The 18,195-nt window shown below is 40.4% G+C and carries 15 protein-coding genes; 12 read left to right on the top strand and 3 right to left on the bottom strand.

The annotated features are described in order from the left end of the window. Position 1: 1 nt before the first annotated feature. The 3 genes from hutI to hutH form a co-directional block, all read right to left on the bottom strand. Positions 2 to 1,243, bottom strand: a complete 1,242-nt coding sequence (gene hutI / locus AWW67_RS05830; protein ID WP_062300664.1) for an imidazolonepropionase — start codon at positions 1,241 to 1,243, stop codon at positions 2 to 4. Between the two features lie 214 nt (positions 1,244 to 1,457). Beyond that, positions 1,458 to 3,128, bottom strand: a complete 1,671-nt coding sequence (gene hutU, locus AWW67_RS05825) for a urocanate hydratase (RefSeq protein WP_062300663.1) — start codon at positions 3,126 to 3,128, stop codon at positions 1,458 to 1,460. Next, positions 3,106 to 4,674: a histidine ammonia-lyase gene (hutH, locus tag AWW67_RS05820; protein ID WP_062300662.1), complete on the bottom strand. Its 1,569-nt coding sequence runs from the start codon at positions 4,672 to 4,674 to the stop codon at positions 3,106 to 3,108. The genes hutU and hutH overlap by 23 nt, the downstream gene beginning before the upstream one ends. Before the next feature lie 171 nt (positions 4,675 to 4,845). On the opposite strand from hutH, the gene AWW67_RS05815 reads away from it, so the two are divergent. The 12 genes from AWW67_RS05815 to AWW67_RS05755 all read left to right on the top strand — a co-directional run bounded on the left by AWW67_RS05815 (position 4,846) and on the right by AWW67_RS05755 (position 18,132). Beyond that, a complete protein-coding gene (locus AWW67_RS05815; protein ID WP_062300661.1) occupies positions 4,846 to 5,733 on the top strand; it encodes a LysR family transcriptional regulator in 888 nt (295 codons plus the stop codon). Between the two features lie 174 nt (positions 5,734 to 5,907). After that, the gene (locus AWW67_RS05810; RefSeq protein ID WP_062300660.1) at positions 5,908 to 7,413 is read left to right on the top strand and encodes an ankyrin repeat domain-containing protein; all 1,506 of its coding nucleotides are present in this window, start codon (positions 5,908 to 5,910) and stop codon (positions 7,411 to 7,413) included. Position 7,414: 1 nt separating this feature from the next. Then, entirely contained in the window at positions 7,415 to 7,909 is a 495-nt protein-coding gene (locus tag AWW67_RS05805; RefSeq protein WP_062300659.1) for a DUF2271 domain-containing protein, read from the top strand. Positions 7,910 to 7,924: 15 nt separating this feature from the next. Further along, on the top strand, positions 7,925 to 10,126 hold the full coding sequence (locus AWW67_RS05800) for a PepSY domain-containing protein (protein WP_062300658.1): 2,202 nt from the start codon (positions 7,925 to 7,927) through the stop codon (positions 10,124 to 10,126). A 193-nt stretch (positions 10,127 to 10,319) separates the two neighbouring features. Beyond that, complete coding sequence (locus AWW67_RS05795) at positions 10,320 to 11,072, top strand: KilA-N domain-containing protein (protein WP_260311340.1); 753 nt, start codon at positions 10,320 to 10,322, stop codon at positions 11,070 to 11,072. Between the two features lie 104 nt (positions 11,073 to 11,176). Continuing rightward, complete coding sequence (locus AWW67_RS05790) at positions 11,177 to 11,917, top strand: lysophospholipid acyltransferase family protein (RefSeq protein ID WP_062300657.1); 741 nt, start codon at positions 11,177 to 11,179, stop codon at positions 11,915 to 11,917. Then, on the top strand, positions 11,904 to 12,191 hold the full coding sequence (gene gatC / locus AWW67_RS05785) for an Asp-tRNA(Asn)/Glu-tRNA(Gln) amidotransferase subunit GatC (RefSeq protein ID WP_053223593.1): 288 nt from the start codon (positions 11,904 to 11,906) through the stop codon (positions 12,189 to 12,191). The genes AWW67_RS05790 and gatC overlap by 14 nt, the downstream gene beginning before the upstream one ends. Positions 12,192 to 12,196: 5 nt before the next feature. After that, positions 12,197 to 14,779 carry a tetratricopeptide repeat protein gene (locus AWW67_RS05780; RefSeq protein WP_062300656.1) on the top strand — a complete coding sequence of 861 codons (2,583 nt, stop codon included), beginning with the start codon at positions 12,197 to 12,199 and terminating at the stop codon, positions 14,777 to 14,779. 185 nt (positions 14,780 to 14,964) lie between these two features. Then, on the top strand, positions 14,965 to 15,717 hold the full coding sequence (locus AWW67_RS05775; protein WP_062300655.1) for an ABC transporter ATP-binding protein: 753 nt from the start codon (positions 14,965 to 14,967) through the stop codon (positions 15,715 to 15,717). 7 nt (positions 15,718 to 15,724) lie between these two features. Further along, positions 15,725 to 16,279, top strand: a complete 555-nt coding sequence (locus AWW67_RS05770) for a cob(I)yrinic acid a,c-diamide adenosyltransferase (protein ID WP_062300654.1) — start codon at positions 15,725 to 15,727, stop codon at positions 16,277 to 16,279. A 239-nt stretch (positions 16,280 to 16,518) separates the two neighbouring features. Next, complete coding sequence (locus AWW67_RS05760) at positions 16,519 to 17,583, top strand: branched-chain amino acid aminotransferase (protein ID WP_062300652.1); 1,065 nt, start codon at positions 16,519 to 16,521, stop codon at positions 17,581 to 17,583. 42 nt (positions 17,584 to 17,625) lie between these two features. Further along, positions 17,626 to 18,132, top strand: a complete 507-nt coding sequence (locus AWW67_RS05755) for a hypothetical protein (protein ID WP_062300651.1) — start codon at positions 17,626 to 17,628, stop codon at positions 18,130 to 18,132. Positions 18,133 to 18,195 lie beyond the last annotated feature (63 nt).

The following is an 18,195-nucleotide window of genomic DNA, read 5'->3' as shown; positions in this document are numbered from 1 at the left end:
TTCAGATTTTTTGACCTCTTTTATAAACCATTGCAGGTTTTAGCTTGCCTTGTTGATAAAGAATTTCTTGATAATTATTACAAGGAAAAATCGCCAAATCAGCCAAAGCTCCTTCCGCTAAAGTTCCTCGATCAGTTAATTCTAAAGCCGCTGCCGCGCGAACAGTAATACCTGCCAACACTTCAGCATTAGAGAGCTTTTCTGCTGAACCCAATACCGCAGCTTGCATAAGCAGATCGCCCATAGGAGCCGAACCGGGGTTCCAATCGCTGGCAATGGCTAAACAGACACCGGCATTCAATAATTTACGGGCAGGCGTATAGGCACAACCCAAACCCAAAGTAGCACCAGGAAGTGCGGTGGCAATCGTGTTGCTCTTGGCTAATATTTCAACTTCTTTATCTGTACTGGCCTCTAAATGATCAGCACTTACTGCCCCTGCTTCTACCGCCAATTGACTTCCACCCGTTGAAAACTGATCGGCATGAATGGTGATCGAAAAGCCCATTGCTTTGGCTTTTTCTAAATAAGGCTTTGCTTCTTGGGGTGAAAAAGCGCCCGATTCCACAAAGATATCGATGCGATTGGCCAATTTTTCTTCCTTCAAAATTGGAAATAATTGTGAGCTAATTAATTCCAAATATTCCGTTTTCGAGCCTTCAAAATCCTTCGGATGCATATGGGCCGCCAAGCATGTAGATACTAAATCGGCAGCGTGCTTTTCATTGACAGCTTGAATGGCGCGAAGCATTTTCAACTCTTCATCCACAGTAAGTCCATAGCCGCTTTTGGTTTCAATGGTAGTGACTCCTTCCGACAAATGGCGACTGGCTCGTTCGGCAATTCCAGCCTCCAATTCTTTTTGCGAAGCATTTCGCGTTTGGGTTACGGTGTACCAAATTCCACCACCAAGCTCGGCCATTTCTAAATAGGTTTTTCCTGAGTTTCGAAAAGCATAATCACGTGCTCGGCTGCCCGAAGAGCAGATGTGGGTATGCGAATCGATAAAGCCCGGCAAGGCCACAAAATCACCATCGAGTTCCACCACTTCGGCACCAATAATTTTGGATTCGTTTAAAAGCGTATCGAAATCTCCAGTTTTGGCAATGGTTTCTCCTTGCAGAAGAATTCCGACTTTATCCTCCAAAACATTCAGTTGTTCGTCTTTTAAAGCACCACTCAAAGGCAAGCCCGTCATGGGCAAAACCTGCTTAAATGGACCGATTAGTTTGTAGGTGTTCATTGTTAAACAATTAGATACGAATCGATTTGAGTTTGAGTCACTCTTAAAAAGTAACACTCCATATTTATCGATTCTATGTTCAAATTCCCTATAAGTTATTTTCTTTCCCTGAGGAACGAAGGGTCTAAAAATAGCTACTTTTAGCTCTTAGTTCCTTCGCCCAAAAGGCTCAGGATGAAAAGGTTTTGACAAACCCTATTTGTTCACGTGACAGTTAAAGTGTCAAACCAAACTCATCGCTTTTTTCTTGAGCGAGGTCATAGCCTGCATCTGCATGACGAATAACGCCCATTGCAGGATCAATGTGAAGCACGCGCTCCAAACATTTTTCTGCACGCGCGGTGCCATCGGCCAAAACTACCATACCTGCATGTTGCGAATAGCCCATTCCAACGCCTCCACCATGATGGAAAGATACCCAAGTAGCACCTCCACTAGTGTTGCCCATTAGGTTCAGCAATGTCCAATCCGACACCGCATCACTACCATCTAACATACCTTCGGTTTCGCGGTTAGGCGAAGCCACAGAGCCACAATCCAAGTGATCGCGACCTATAACGATTGGCGCTTTTACTTTTCCTGTTCTTACCAATTCATTGAAAATAAGCCCTGCTTTTTTACGCTCGCCCAAGCCCAACCAGCAGATTCTACATGGCAAACCTTGGAAGGCTACTCGCTCTCTGGCTTGCTTCAACCAATTGATCAAATGATGATTTTCTGGAAATGCTTCCATCAACGCTTGGTCGGTGGTATAAATATCTTCCGGGTCGCCAGAAAGCGCAGCCCAACGGAACGGGCCTTTTCCTTCACAGAACAAAGGACGAATATAAGCTGGGACAAAACCCGGGAAATCGAAGGCATTGGCCTCTCCACCCTGACGAGCAAATTCACGCAAATTATTTCCATAATCGAAGGTAATGGAACCTCGTTTTTGCATTTCTAGCATAAAACCAACGTGCCTGGCCATACTCTTCAACGACTTTGCTTTGTAGGTTTTAGAATCTTCAGCTCTCAGTTTATCGGCTTCTTCCAAGGTATATCCATTAGGGATATAGCCGTTGATCGGGTCGTGGGCAGAAGTTTGATCCGTAAGAATCTCAGGAATCACATTATCGGCTAAAAGTTTTTCGAGCACATCACCAATATCGCCTACCAAACCGATGGAAATGGCTTCTCCCTTTTCCTTGGCATCCAAAGCCCAATCTCTGGCTTCTTCATAAGAATCGGTCATTTTATCGATGTAGCGTGTATCCAAACGTTTTTTAATTCGAACCGGGTCTTTGTCAACCCCCAAGAAGGTGGCTCCGGCTAAAGTAGCGGCCAAAGGCTGAGCGCCCCCCATTCCACCTAAACCACCAGTAACCACCAGCTTATGTTTCAAATCACCTTGAAAATGCTTGATGCCACAGGCCACAAATGTTTCATAGGTGCCTTGAAGAATTCCTTGGCTTCCGATGTAAATCCAGCTTCCAGCCGTCATTTGACCATACATCATCAGGCCGCGTTCTTTCAATTCATTGAAATGCTCCCAATTGGCCCATTCTGGCACCAAATTGCTATTCGCAATCAGCACGCGTGGCGCTTGAGGATGTGTTGGGATAATACCAACCGCCTTTCCCGACTGCACCAAAAGACTTTGGTCGTCTTCTAGTTTCAAAAGGCATTCAATAATTTTTTTCAGTGCTTCCGGGTTTCTGGCTGCTTGGCCATTTCCACCATAGACCACCAATTTTGAAGGGTCTTCAGCCACATCAGCATCTAAGTTATTCAAAAGCATACGCAATGGTGCTTCGGTTTGCCACGATTTAGCATGAAGCTGATTGCCAGTTGGTGCTTTATAATGCGGATGGTTGGCGTATTGCTCAATAAACTTCGAATAATTCATGATGGTTAGTTTTGAGTGTACTATAATTTTCTTCTTGGCGAACGACAGAAAGTAATGCTCCCTCTTTCACTATGTTGATGGTTTTTTCTATGTCTAGAGCGAAAACCCTGTCTACCGTGGCATGCGTCACTTGCTTTATGACCAAGTCGTGCATTTCTCCAATAATTTTACTTGATTTTAAGGGACGATGAAAGTCAAGTGCCTGCGCAGCACAAAGCAGTTCGATGCCCAATATTTTTTCTACATTTCCTATCACTTGGTAGGCCTTTCTTCCTCCAATAGAGCCCATACTTACGTGGTCCTCTTGACCTAATGAAGTTGGAATACTGTCGGCACTCGCAGGGAAACACAAGCCTTTGTTTTCACTCGCCAAAGCGGCTGTGGTGTACTGCGGAATCATAAAACCTGAATTGATACCTGTTTCCTTCATCAGCAATTTCGGCACATTATCTACTGTCCCTTCAAGGGAAAGGTAAATCCTTCGGTCGGAAATATTACCGATTTCCGAAGCAGCCAAACAGGCGTAATCTAAAGCCATGGCCAAAGGCTGACCGTGGAAATTACCTCCACTAATGGTCAAGTCTACATCGAAAATAACAGGATTATCAGTAACTGAATTGAGTTCAATTTCAACTAACTCTTTCAAATGCAACCAAGCATTTCGCGAAGCCCCATGTACCTGTGGAATACAGCGCAAAGAATAAGGGTCTTGCACCCTAGTGCAGTTAGCGTGTGAAGTCATTACTTCGGAATCGCTAAGCAAAGCCGTCATTCGAGCGGCCACATGTTGGTTTCCTTTAAACGGACGCAATTCATGCAATTCTGGTCTGAATGGTTTCGAAGAACCTAACAGCGCTTCTACCATCATGGCGCCAATCAAATCGGCATGGTCGAGGCAATTATGAAGTCTATCAACGACTTTCACCGCATAGGCCAAAATAAATTGCGTGCCATTAATCAGTGCCAAGCCTTCTTTTGGACCCAATTCTAATGGCGCTAAACCATGCTTGTGTAAGACACTAAGTGTATCATACTTTTTTCCGTTCTCCATAACTTCCCCCAAACCAATTAAGGGAAGGAAGAGGTGAGACAATGGAGCCAAATCTCCAGAAGCTCCTACAGAACCTTGACTAGGCACTACTGGAATAATATCATTATCAATATGCCATTTGATGCGATCCAAGGTAGTTTCGGCAATACCAGAATAACCTTGTGCTAGGGAATTCATTTTAAGAATGAGCATCAGTTTTGAGATGTCATCTGGCACCGATTCGCCAACGCCCACACTGTGGCTTTTGAGAATATTTTCTTGCAACAGCCTTGTTTTCTCTTCGGAAATAAGGGTGGTACAAAGCGGGCCAAACCCAGTATTGATTCCATAAACGGCCTTTCCCTTGGCTACAATTTCTTCAACGGTCTGCTGACTTTTTACCACCTTGGCCCTGGCTTCTACACTCAAATCTCCAGCAATTTCTCCAGCACAAATGGCAAGCGCCTTGCCTACGGTCAAGTGTTCTTCACCGTATAAAAATATTCCTCTTTCCATGAATGATGTGTGTTAAACAAAAAAACCCGCTAAGGAATCTACACAGCTAGTAGTTTAGAGCAATGTAAAATAGGAGATCCTTAGGGGCGTATGAGAAACCTGTTTTCTAATACGAAAGTAAGTCTTACTTTTAATAATTATAAATACCAATTTTATCAATACTTAATAACTATGAGTTATCAGTTGGAATTTAGGCACCTTAAGTATTTTATGGCGGTAGCCGAAGAACTTAATTACAGAAAGGCGGCAGAAAGACTGTTCATCTCTCAGCCCGGTTTGAGCAGACAGATTAGCCAAATGGAAGAAGTTTTGGGTGTGAAGTTATTTGAACGCACCAAACGAAAAGTAAGCTTAACCACTGCTGGCGAACATTTAATGCACGAAACTCTATTTATAAACAACCATTTAGCACGGGTTAAAAAGGAGTTAAAGCGAATTGATTCAGGCGAGCAAGGTGAAATTAGAATCGGATTTATAGGCTCGGCTATGCAGAACGTAGTGCCCGACTTAATGGTGAAAATGAATGCCCAATTGCCTGAGGTAAAGGTGAATTTGGAAGAAATGTCGAATAAGGTTCAGGTAGAAAAACTGGAAAAGGGTGAGCTTGATTTTGGTTTTGTACGGCTCTCCAGAGTGCCTGAAGAGTTTCATATGCACCCCGTTTTAGAAGATACTTTTTCTATCGTACTGCCCAAAAAACACCTTATGAACGAAAAGCAATTTAAGAATGTAGCTCAATTGGCAGACGAGCATTTCATTCTTTTCTCCAGCGAATACAGTCCGCTTTATTATGATATGATTATGAGTATTTGCGAAGATCAAGGTTTTACTCCTACCGTATCGCATAAATCAGTGCATGCCCAAACCATTTTTAAATTGGTAGAACGTGGGCTTGGTGTGGCTATCATACCCACTTCATTACAATATGGCTTTGATTTAAATGTAAAGTTTATTGAGTTGAAGAACATTCCGCAACGCACTACCCTATCGGTAATTTGGAAAAAAGAAAACCGCAACCCCGCCATGTGGAAAGCGAAGGACTTGTGGTTTGGAGAGTGATTTCTTAAGACTCAACACCTCCAATCACTAGTACTAGTGAAATTTTAATTATGCTGCATTTCCCCCTTGGTTCATAAACTCTGGACTCTATATTTGCATTCTATTTGTAATAAGTCTAAATAAGAACTGAGAGAAGAAAGCCCGCTTTCTTCTACTACAACATATAATAGCCCCATGAGAATCCTTAATAAAACAAAAGCCTTTGCCTTAGCCATGCTGTTTATGGTAAGTTTAAACTTTGCCGCTGCGCAAGGCGACAATCCATTTATTCAATCGAAATACTGGGCGGCCAAACCAAGCATAGAAGCCATTAAAGCTGATATGGCCAAAGGTCACTCCGTACTTCAAGCCAATAGCGGTGGTTTTGATGCCACCACTTATGCTATTCTGAACAACAACCCACTTTCAACAGTGCAGTTCTTGGTGGAGCAAGGCAACTCTGTAAACAAGAGAACGCACGATTCAAGAACCTACATTTTCTGGGCAGCTTCTCGCGCCAACATCGAGGTAATGGAATACCTAATGGCGCAAGGCGCAAAAACAGACCTCCGAGATTCACACGGCTACACAGTAGCTCAATTTGCAGCTGCGGGCGGCCAGCAGTCACCAGAAATCTATGATTTCTTTGAAGCCAATGGAGTGGATTTAAAAAACCAGAAGACAGCCGAAGGAAAGAACATCCTTCACATTCTTATCCCTCGTTTGACCAACTATGGCATGTTGGATTATTTCCAATTGAGAGGTTTTGATCTGAACGAGCTAGATAAAAATGGAAACGGCTTGTTCAACTATGCAGCCCGTAGCGGAAACATCGATTTATTGGAAGAATTGGTTGATCGTGGTGTAAAATACGGTGAGAACAAAGTGACAGGCGAAAACGCCATTTTGATAGCGAGCAGTAACCGAGAAAACACGGTGGAATACTTCAAATACCTTGAAAGCTTAGGCTTAAACCCCGCAGTAAAAACAAACGAAGGCGTTTCTGCTTTACACAGAATCGCTGCATCAAATACCAACCTTGACGTTTACAATTACTTCTTAAGTAAAGGTTTGAACGTGAATGATGCGGATTCAAACGGAAACACACCTTTAATCAACGCGGCAGGCAGAAACAGCTTAGAAATGGTAACTTTCTTGGCAGAAAAAACTAAAGACATTAACCATGTGAATAAAGAAGGCCAATCAGCTTTGACAATGGCGGTAATGCGCAATAATGCTGAAGTGGTAGATTACCTACTTGCTAAAGGTGCTGATGTGAAAGTAACCGATGAGAAAGGCAACAGCTTAGGCCAATACTTGATTGGTGCATACAGCAAAAACAACAGTGCTGACTTTGACAAAAAATTAAAATCACTTCAGGCAAAAGGACTTGACCTTAGCAAAAAACAGGGCGATAAAAGCACACTTTTCCATTTAGCCATTGACAAAAACGACTTGGATTTATTGAAAAAGGTACATGCTTTGAAAATTGATGTCAACGCAAAAAACAATGAAGGAGCAACTGTTTTACACCTTGCTGCAATGAAAGCTGCTGACGATGAAATTTTGAAATACCTAATCTCAATCGGAGCAGACAAAAGCAGCACTACCGAGTTTGAAGAAACAGCTTTTGATTTAGCTCAGGAAAATGAAAAGCTAGCCAACAACAAGGTGGATTTAGGATTCTTAAAAGCGAAATAAGATGTTGAACATACAGCAATTCGGAACAAAGATATTATTGATTGCAGGGTCAGTTTTAGCTATGGCTTTCACCTCTGACATTGGCAGCGTGAAATACAAATGCTTGGTTCAAATGATTAACTACACTGGAGAAGACGCTTATGTAGCGATTTCATTAATGAACCCAGAAGGCGAGTACGAACGCACTTTATACGTTCAAGGCGATGATAGCGAATGGTACAGCGACATTAAAAACTGGTGGGCTTTTTCTTCAGGGAAAAATGAAAAACTAGACGGCATTACTGGCGCAAGTATTGGTAATGGAGAACGTCAAGTTTTGGCTTTCGAGATTGACGAAACCAAAATTGATGCAGGCTATAAAATTAGGTTTGAGTCGGCTGTGGAAAATCAGGAATACCATGTCACCGATGCTGAATTGAGCTTAAATGCAGAAAGCGTAAATAGTAAAATCGAGGGAAAAGGGTACATCCGTTACGTACGTATCATCCCAAATTAATATCCAAAAGTCTTTATGACCATTTCTTTTTGGAGATATAGCCACCTTGTTTTGGCTATATCTTCATCATTATTCCTTCTTATCGCTTCCATTACCGGGGTAATTTTGGCCTTCAAACCTATAATTGAAAAGGCGCAACCTTACCAACCCAGCGGGGCTTCTGAGCTTACTATTGCCGAATTGCTCAGTAATATAGATGGGAAATACGAAGAAGTGCTCAGCATTTCGTCAGATAAAAATGGTTTTATCACAGCCTCTGTGATTGGTGAAAATGGTAGCAAGAACTTCTACATCGACCCTTTTACCGGAGAAAAAATTGGTGAGTTAAAGGAGAAGGCAACCATTTTTAATTTCGCTACCAGCCTCCATCGCTCTCTCTTTCTAGGCACCATTGGTAGGTTCTTTATTGGACTAGCTTCTTTCCTACTTTTCTTAATGGCAACTTCGGGTGTAGCCTTAATTTTGAGACGCCAAGGCGGAATTAAACAGTTCTTTAACAAGCTGGTAAAAACCAGTTTTCTCCATGATTATCATACAATTTTAGGTAGGCTGGCGCTTATCCCATTAATCGTTATTTCGCTTTCGGGTACTTACTTATCGCTGCTTAGGTTTTCTATTATTCCCGAAGAAAACATAAGTCATGCTGTAGATTATGACGCCATTGAAGCCAGCCCAAAAATTAGCACAGCCGACTTCGAAGTTTTCAATCAAAACACCTTAGAGAATTTCAGGTCAATTGAATTTCCGTTTAGTGATGATGTGGAAGATTACTTCCTCTTAAAGCTGAAGAAAAAAGAAGTTATCGTGAATCAATTCACGGGTGAAGCGTTAAGTGAGCAGCCCTACCCTTTTGTGGCCTTGTTTTCTGAATTGGCCATGATGCTTCACACTGGTCAAGGAACAATTCTATGGTCTGTTGTTCTTGGTTTGGCTAGCTTAACATTGCCATTCTTTATTTATTCTGGCTTTGCCATTACCCTAAAAAGAAGGGCCGCCAAAATCAAAAACCCTTATCCCAAAGATCAGTGTAAGTATGTAATTCTTGTAGGTTCCGAAGGAGGAACCACGCGCAAGTATGCCAAGTTACTGCACGATCAACTACTAGCTGCCAAACAAACTTCTTACCTCACCGACATGAACAAACTGAGCCATTTCAAGAAAATGGAGCACTTGGTGGTGATTACGGCAACTTATGGCCAAGGCGAAGCGCCAAGCAATGCTGCTCAATTCAAGAAACTTTTTATTAAAGATTTTAGACCAAAAAATGACTTCACTTTTTCCGTAGTGGGTTTTGGGTCATTGGCCTACCCAGAGTTTTGCAAATTTGCTTTTGATACTGATGATTTACTAAGAAAACACCCTTTAAGCACTCAATTGCTGGAAGTACATACGGTCAACAATCAGTCCTTTGAAGCTTTTAGTAGCTGGATAAATCCTTGGGGCAAAAAAGTAGGGCTAACCATTGAATTGCCCAAACCAGACAACCTTATTGCCCGAAAAAAGACACAGAAATTCACAGTCGTCAACCGTGCCATTTCTTCTAATGTGGAAGATAACACTGCACTTATAGAGCTAAAGCAAGAAGGAAATAAGAAATTTGAGTCGGGAGATTTACTGGCCATTTACCCTGAAAACAGTACTCGTGAGCGTCTGTATTCATTGGGAAAATCAAAAGACGGTAATCTCCTACTCAGTGTAAAAAAGCATGAACTCGGTTTATGTTCCACACTTTTGCACGAATTAAAAATTGGCGATTCACTCGAAGGCTTTCTGCTTCAAAACAAAGCCTTTCATTTCCCTAAAAAGGCGAAGCGTACCATCATGATCAGTAACGGAACTGGTATTGCGCCTTTCTTAGGCATGATCAACCGTAACGGCAGAGCACACGAAATTCATCTGTATTGGGGGGGACGAACAGGCAACTCATTCGACATTTATAAAGAAACCATTGAAGGCGCCTTGGCCGACAATCAGTTGACAACATTCAAGCCTGCCTACTCCCGTTGCTGTGATAAAATTTACGTGCAAAGCCTCATAGAAAAAGATGCTCCATTTATTGCCCAAACGTTGAAAGACAATGGTACAATTATGATTTGCGGCTCCATTACCATGCAAAAAGGAGTGACGCAAGTACTTGATCAAATTTGCCAAAAGAATAATAATCAAAGCCTAAGCTTTTACCAAAACCGAAAGCAGATTAAGCTAGATTGTTATTAGTTTGACTTCGCTCTGACGAAAACCTCACCTTTCTATTTACCTCTAGAAACTCAGAACAGGAATTGTATTAAAATTGAAGTCTATTTAACTTATACTGGTATTCATAAAACCAATAAGGAGAGATGAGCAAGAAAGAACTCTAGAAGTAAAGGGGATAGCAATAAATATATTAGACTAGAATGGTCATAAATACATTTCGCTCACAGACATGTTAAAAGCCAAGGATGGGGATTACTTTATTTCCGACTGGCTACGAAACAGAAATACGATAGAATTTTTAGGCGTTTGGGAGAGTGTTTACAACCCCAATTTTAATTATGGCGAATTCGACATAATTAAAAGTAAAGCAGGTTTAAATAGCTATAGATTAAGCGTAAAAGAATGGGTTGAAAAAACCAATGCAATTGGCTTAAAGGCAACTGCTGGAAGATATGGTGGCTCATTTGCACATTCAGATATTGCTTTTGAATTTGGAATGTGGATTTCTGCAGAATTCAAGATATACTTAATAAAAGAGTTTCAACGCCTAAAGGCCGATGAAAACGACCGACTAAAGCTTGATTGGAACTTACAGCGCACCTTAGCCAAGGTCAATTATGTAATTCATACCGATGCTATAAAGGCAAATCTACTGCCATCAGAATTAACAAAAAGCCAAATTAACTTGGTATATGCTAGTGAAGCCGATATTTTAAACATGGCACTCTTCGGCAAAACAGCTAAGCAGTGGCGAACCGAAAACCCAACTGCGGAAGGAAACATAAGGGACGAAGCCACCATTGAGCAGCTGGTGGTATTAAGCAATATGGAAAGTATGAATGCAGTATTTATAAGCCAAGGCTTATCCCAAAGCGATCGATTGATACAACTGAATAAAATGGACATCACACAAATGCAATCTTTGCTTAAGAGTGCTCCGCTCAAAAAATTAAAGAATGATAATTAACCTCTATGCGCCTCTCATCATTCAATCCTCAGCCATTCCTTTAATCTTAACAGTATTTACCTTAGCAGCAACTCATTTTATTTTATCTTCGCAGCTTAAACGCGATGAAAACACTACTCAAAATTTATTCTGCTTACGGCCTAGTTATTTTTGCATTGGTTTTCATTGTCTTACTACCCTTTTTTCTGCTGGCTATTTTTGTAAAACCATTGGAAAAAACTGCTGGTTTTCTCAACCACGTTTGGGCCAGAATACTCTTCTTCTTTCTCTTTTTAAACCGGTCTAAAATTGTTTACGAAGAAAAACTGAGCCGAAAGCAACGCTATATCTTTTGTGCCAACCACTTCTCTTTTCTGGATATACCAACCATGGGGCTTATTAACCATAACTTTAAATTTATCGGTAAAAGCTCATTGAGAAAAATTCCATTATGGGGCTATATGTACAGCAAGCTACATATTTTGGTAGATCGTAATAGTTTAAGAGATCGACATGCAAGCTGGGTAAAATGTAAGGAAGCCGTTGCGAATGATTATAGTATCACCTTTTTTCCCGAAGGTGGAATTTTAAGCAAAAACCCGCCTGAATTGGCTCGTTTTAAAGAGGGCAGTTTTAAAATTGCTGTGGAAGAACAAATCCCAGTTGTACCGGTAACAATTCACAACAATCATCTACTTTTACCTGACAAAAAACCCTTAATCATGCACAGAGGTACCATTTCGCTTAAAGTGCACAAACCCATTTGGCCAACAGGCACTGATGATTTTGCAGTGCACGATTTAATGGCGAAAGTACGTTCGATAATAGATGAAGAACTGAAACTGACACACCATGCAGGTAGATAAAAAAACATTACACCAAGTAGCTCATTTAGCCCGACTCAACATTAAGCCCGAGGAAGAAACTCAGCTTTTGAATGACATGAGCGAAATACTAACTTGGGTAGGGAAACTGGATGAACTAGACACTGAAGGCGTTGAACCCTTAACTCATATGACAGAAGAAGTAAACGTTTTTAGGAAAGACAAAGCGGAAATCAGTATGAGTCAGGAACAGGCGCTAAAAAATGCTGCGGTGAAAGATTCTAAGTTTTTCAAAGTACCAAAAGTGTTAAAATAGCACCCTTGGAAAATCAAAAGAGCCACCTTCTTATTAAGTATTTTAGCCTTTTTAATTGGGCTACTGTAACCATTGCCGGATTACTGCTGCTTTCTACTTTTTTTATAGGCGATAGCTTGGTTTTACCATGGATTACCGATACAGAATACGTTAAATCACCCCTGTTTTTAGAGTACTTTTCGATTAACGGAAAGCCAATGGGTTTTGAGCTTGATCAAATCTTAATTTGGCAGCAATTTAAAACGGGACGTTACCTTTTTCTAGAATGGCCTGAATATTTACTTTTTGCCTTAACACTTATTGGTTTTGTAATTAGTACAGTAACCATTACCTATTTGGAGCGCTTCTGGTACTTGGTCTGCGCAGGCATTTTGGTATTTATATCTATTAACTTTGGCTTAGACGAGCTGGCCATAGGCAATCAGTACTTCGGATACGCCTTTATTGGAGGCTTTTTGCTCTTGAGCTACTATTTCCAAAGCATTAAAACCAATATTGGTTTTGCAACAAGGCTAATTTCTACTCTCATTCTTATAAGTAGTTTTACCCTTGCAGCCGCTCTTATTTCACCTGTACCAAGCCCTACGCTAGTTTGGTTTTCTTATGGCATACTTGCTCCGCTTATATTAGCTGCATTGTTCATTTTCTTTGTGGCTGGAGACAACTTTTTCTACCTCTTTAAGGTTGCCACACAAAACGCACCTTCCGGCAAAAACGCATTAATCCATTTCTTAGTGATTGGCGCTGTATATATCCTCGTGCTTACCTTGTTATTCTTGAACCTTACGGGTCAGATTTCATTAAATATAATCCTGATTAACCCTTATACAATTCTTTTCATCTCCGTAATCTCAGGGTATTTTGTTTTACAAACCAAGCTAGCGGTTGTAGAATCACAAATTCCAATTCTACTGATTAAGAAATTGCTTTACCCTGCCTTGGCAGCCATCTCATTGGCGGTAATAGCCTATGCTGAAATCACTGCTAACGACTCGTTGACAGTGGCCATTAAAATGACAATTGTAGCTTCACACTTAGCTTTCGCTGTGGTGTACTATGTGTATTGCTTCATGAATTTCACCCCTGCTTTATTGGCAAATGCTCCCGCCTGGAAATCCTTTTTTAGAGGCGAAAGAGCTCCATTATTGACAGCTAGATTAGGGGTTATTTTCTTTCTGATTGGGGTATTATTCTACTTAAACTATCGTCCCTATTACCAAATCAAAGCAGGCCAATACAATACTTTAGGAGCACTGGCCGAAAAAGTGGAAAATGATTTATTGGCTGAACAATACTACAAGCAATCGTTATTCTATGATTACTATGGGGTTAGGGCAAACTATGGCTTGGCCATGATTGAAAAAGCCAACGGAAATCCTGCTCAAGCCACTAAAAGATTTAAAGAAGCTATTTTAAGAAGTGAAAACCATAAACCAGCATTAGGCTTGGGCAGGTTTTATTCTGATCAAGACCAACTCTTCAATAAATTACTTTCCTTAAAAGAGATAGAAAACGGGCTCAATGACCAAAGAGTTCTTAACAACCTAGCCATAGCACATTATGAGTTCGGCCATTTGGATACAGCTTTATTATTGTTGGAAAAGGCATATCAAAACAAACCTACTCCCGAAATCACCAGTAATTTTCTGGCTTTAGATTTATCCATCAAGAATAACCTTGATATTGATTCGGTTTTGCAAAGCACAGCTCATTTTGAAGATCTTCATACACTTACCAATCGACAAGCGTTTGCAAATGCTGTAAATATTCAGCCTGAATTAAAGCTAAAAGTACCAACCGACTCTTTCTTACTACTTGATGAACTTTACTATTTGTATAACGCTGCGCTCAACTCAAAAACGAGCAACAAAGAACTTATCGAGACTTTCGATAGATACATTGCCTATCCAAGAAACATAGCCATAAAGGATTACCTCATGCTAGGGAAGGTAATTCAACTTTATAACTCAGGTAGAGTGAATGAAACTTTTAATTTACTGGATGAACTCATTGCTTCCTATGGCCAAAATACTGGGCTTTACAGTTACATGAAAGCCATTTGGGCATACCAACAGGGCGCTTATGAACTCAGCTTCGTGTTTTTGGGCGAAGCTCAATCCTATAATTTCGACAGAAATATTATTGCTACTACCTATTCAGATTTTCTAGCAAAAACCGTTGATCAACCCTCTTCTGGCCTTCTGCAAAAATGGAAAACATATGAGAGTGAAAGAGAAAACTTGAACCAGGAAGAAAGAAAAGCCCTCTTATTGGACATAGCCCGTGAGAACAGCTTTAATGAGGAAGGCACTTTAAAGGCAGTTGACTCACTTAGAATTATGGATTCTACCACTCCCCTAGAAATTTATGAATTACTTCAAAAAGCCATTTCCGTTAACAAAAGAAGTGTGCTTTTATATGAAGCCTACATTTATCAAACCTTAGAGGTAGGTCTCCCATTTTTTGGTAAATCTGCTTTAGAAACGCTATCAACATTTACAAAGGAAGTGGAGTTTGAAAGGATTAAAAATCAATTTGAGCAAAAGGAAAAGCAAATTCAGCAAAGAGCTTTAAGCCTAAACGACTGAAAATGACTCGCCAATAAACCCTTCAATCCATTTGAGTATCCGCTCAAGGAATAAATATTGTTAGCCGCTCTAGATTGCGTTGTTTTGTTTGTTGATTCCCAACAGATATTGAGTCGGGATTAAACTTTTGATTATTTTTTTAGTCTTGATTTAAACTTTATTGAACATACATCCGTCATACGAATATGAAAACAGTAATCAGTACAACAGATTTATCTAGAATCTACCAAATGGGAAGCGAAACTATTCGCGCCCTAAAATCGGTAACCATTGAAATTAAGCAAGGAGAGTATGTTTCTTTCATGGGGCCGTCTGGTTCTGGTAAATCAACTTTGATGAACATGATCGGCTGTCTTGATACACCTTCTGGTGGACGCTATGTTCTGAACGGAATGGACGTTAGTGACATGACCGAAAATGAATTGGCAGAAGTTCGAAACAAAGAAATTGGTTTCGTTTTCCAAACATTCAACCTATTACCACGTGCTAGTTCATTAGAAAACGTTGCACTTCCTTTAATTTATGCTGGCTATAGCAAAGCAGAAAGAGAAGAAAAAGCATTAGCTGCTCTAGACGGTGTTGGATTAGCCGAAAGAGCCCATCACAGACCTAACGAACTTTCAGGGGGTCAACGTCAAAGAGTTGCAATTGCAAGAGCATTGGTAAATAACCCTTCGATCCTTTTGGCCGATGAGCCAACAGGTAACTTGGATACCAAGACTTCTTATGACATTATGGACTTGTTTGCCAACCTACACGACAAAGGCAACACCATTATCATGGTAACACACGAAGATGATATTGCTCAATATTCTCACAGAATTATTAGAATGCGAGATGGCTTAGTTGAAACCGACACTATCAACGAAAATCCTACAAGGGGTAATCCTATTAAAGAAGCAGCCGCTAAGGCAGCAGCAGAAGCCGCAACACATTAATTGAATTGTGAAAATTTATACAAAAACAGGAGATTCAGGCACCACCTCATTATTGGGTGGTGCTCGTGTTTCTAAGGCACATCTCCGAATCGAAGCTTACGGAACGGTAGACGAACTAAACTCTTTCTTGGGTGTACTAAGAGATCAGCCCGTGAATGAAAAGAGACTGGATCTACTTAAAGAAATTCAAGATAGACTTTTCACTCTTGGAGCCGAACTGGCCACAGAACCAGGAAAAGACAAAGTGGTAAAACCCGATCTTCTTCCTTCAGACATTGAGTTGCTTGAAAAAGAAATGGATGAGATGGAAAAACATCTTGAGCCGTTAAAAAATTTCATTCTTCCAGGTGGTCATCCCTCCGTTTCATTTGCCCATGTGGCTCGTTGCGTATGCCGAAGAACCGAGCGCATTTGCATTGCCCTAAATGACGAATCACCCGTGGACGGTTTAGTGATTCAGTACCTTAATCGCCTTTCAGATTTCTTTTTTATGTTGGGAAGAAAAATGGCACAAGAGCTTGGTATTGAAGAAGTAAAGTGGGAACCTAGGAAAATTAAGTAAGTATTTACCATTTAAATGTGTCGGCTTTCCATTTTGGAAAATATTAAAACCACAGACTTCTCACCAACAAAAGTTACAGTAAGCAAAAACAATATTCTGAATAAATTTTTATTTCAAAATATTATTTCTTCACTCAGTATTAACTCCTCTTCTTTTAGAATATTTCACGGTTTGATCTTATTTGTTCAAACCCTGAAGTTTCTTAAATTTGAACTCATTTCCCCTTAACCCATCGGTACATGATAGATACAATTGATATTTCGATAAACAAGGTAAACCAATCAAATATTGGCACTCTTGACGTTCACAATATCCCATTTGCGAAGATTTATTCTGACCATATGTTTGAAGCGGACTACAGAGACGGGGAATGGAAAAACTTCAGGATTGTACCATACCAAAATATTTCAATAAGCCCGGCAAACAACACTTTGCACTATGCCATTACAGTTTTTGAAGGCATGAAAGCTTACAAAAATGACGCTGGTGAAGTATTGCTTTTCAGACCAGAGGCCAATGCCAAAAGGTTGAATATTTCTGCAGAAAGAATGTGTATTCCTGAATTGCCCGAAGAGCTTTTTATGGAAGCTTTAACAACGTTAATTAAACTTGACAGCCAGTGGGTACCATCTGTACCTGGCACTTCTTTATACATTCGTCCTTTCATTTTCGCAACAGACGAATATATAGGAATCAGACCTTCTGACACCTTCAAGTTTATGATTATTACTTGCCCGGTAGGAGCTTATTATTCCGCCCCTGTCAATGTAAAAATTGAAACGAAATTTTCTAGAGCTATGCCTGGTGGAACTGGCTTTGCTAAAGCAGGTGGAAACTATGCGGCCAGCCTTTATCCTGCTAAACTAGCCAAAGCTCAAGGTTTTGATCAGCTGATTTGGACGGATGCCGAAACGCACGAGTACATTGAAGAATCAGGTACCATGAACGTAATGTTCATTATTGACAATACAATTATTACTGCGCCAGCCAGCGGCACTATTCTTAAAGGAATTACTAGAGACAGTGTATTGACACTAGCGCGTGATTGGGGCATGAAAGTGGAAGAGCGCAAAGTTTCTGTAAAAGAAGTGGTTGAGGCAGCTAAAAACGGCACTCTTCAAGAAGCTTTTGGCGTGGGTACTGCTGCTACTATTGCTCATATAGCCCGCATTGGTTTCGAAGATGAAGTTTATGACTTGGGGCCAATCGAAGAAAGAGAGTTTTCAAACAAAGTGCTTTTCGAACTAGATAGAATTAAAACAGGTAAGGCAGAAGATAAATTTAATTGGATGCTAAAGGTTTAATTTAACATTCCTTAACCAGTTTTTTTCTTTAATTGCAGGCCTATGAAAGCAAAATGGCCATTCCTTATAATATGCCTTTTACTTCTGTCTGAGGCAGCCTTTTCTCAAACCTACCTTGTAGTGAGAAAGAAAGGTTCGATGCGTAAATACGAGTACTTTGTAGGCTCTAAAATTGTGTATAAACAGAAGGGTCAAGATGTATTCTTTACCGACCGAATTACGGAATTTGCAGACAGCACTTTAGTTTTAGAGAACAATATTCTTCATACAAGCCAAATTACAGAGATTGATGTAAGAGGTGCTGAATCTAATCGCTCAAAATTTCTAGGCGCATCTGAAACATTATTACCTACCGTAGGAATTGGACTAATGGCCATTGATTTGTTCAATCATACCGTTGTAGACGGTCAAAAATTCTCTCTTGACCGCAGCACTACAACAACAGCAGGCATACTAATGCTCACGGGATATACCATGAAGATTGCTAGAAGAAAAAAAGTAAACCTCACCAATCCCAAGTTTGAAATCTATATTATTGGGTTAAAGTAATAGAGCCACTTATTTATTCTCTCTATAAATAAATTGATTTGATATAAGGCTCCCAATTTATTG

It is taken from the genome of Roseivirga seohaensis (assembly GCF_001592945.1).
GTDB classification, from domain to species: domain Bacteria; phylum Bacteroidota; class Bacteroidia; order Cytophagales; family Cyclobacteriaceae; genus Roseivirga; species Roseivirga seohaensis.
This window is presented reverse-complemented; position numbering and strand designations above follow the sequence as displayed.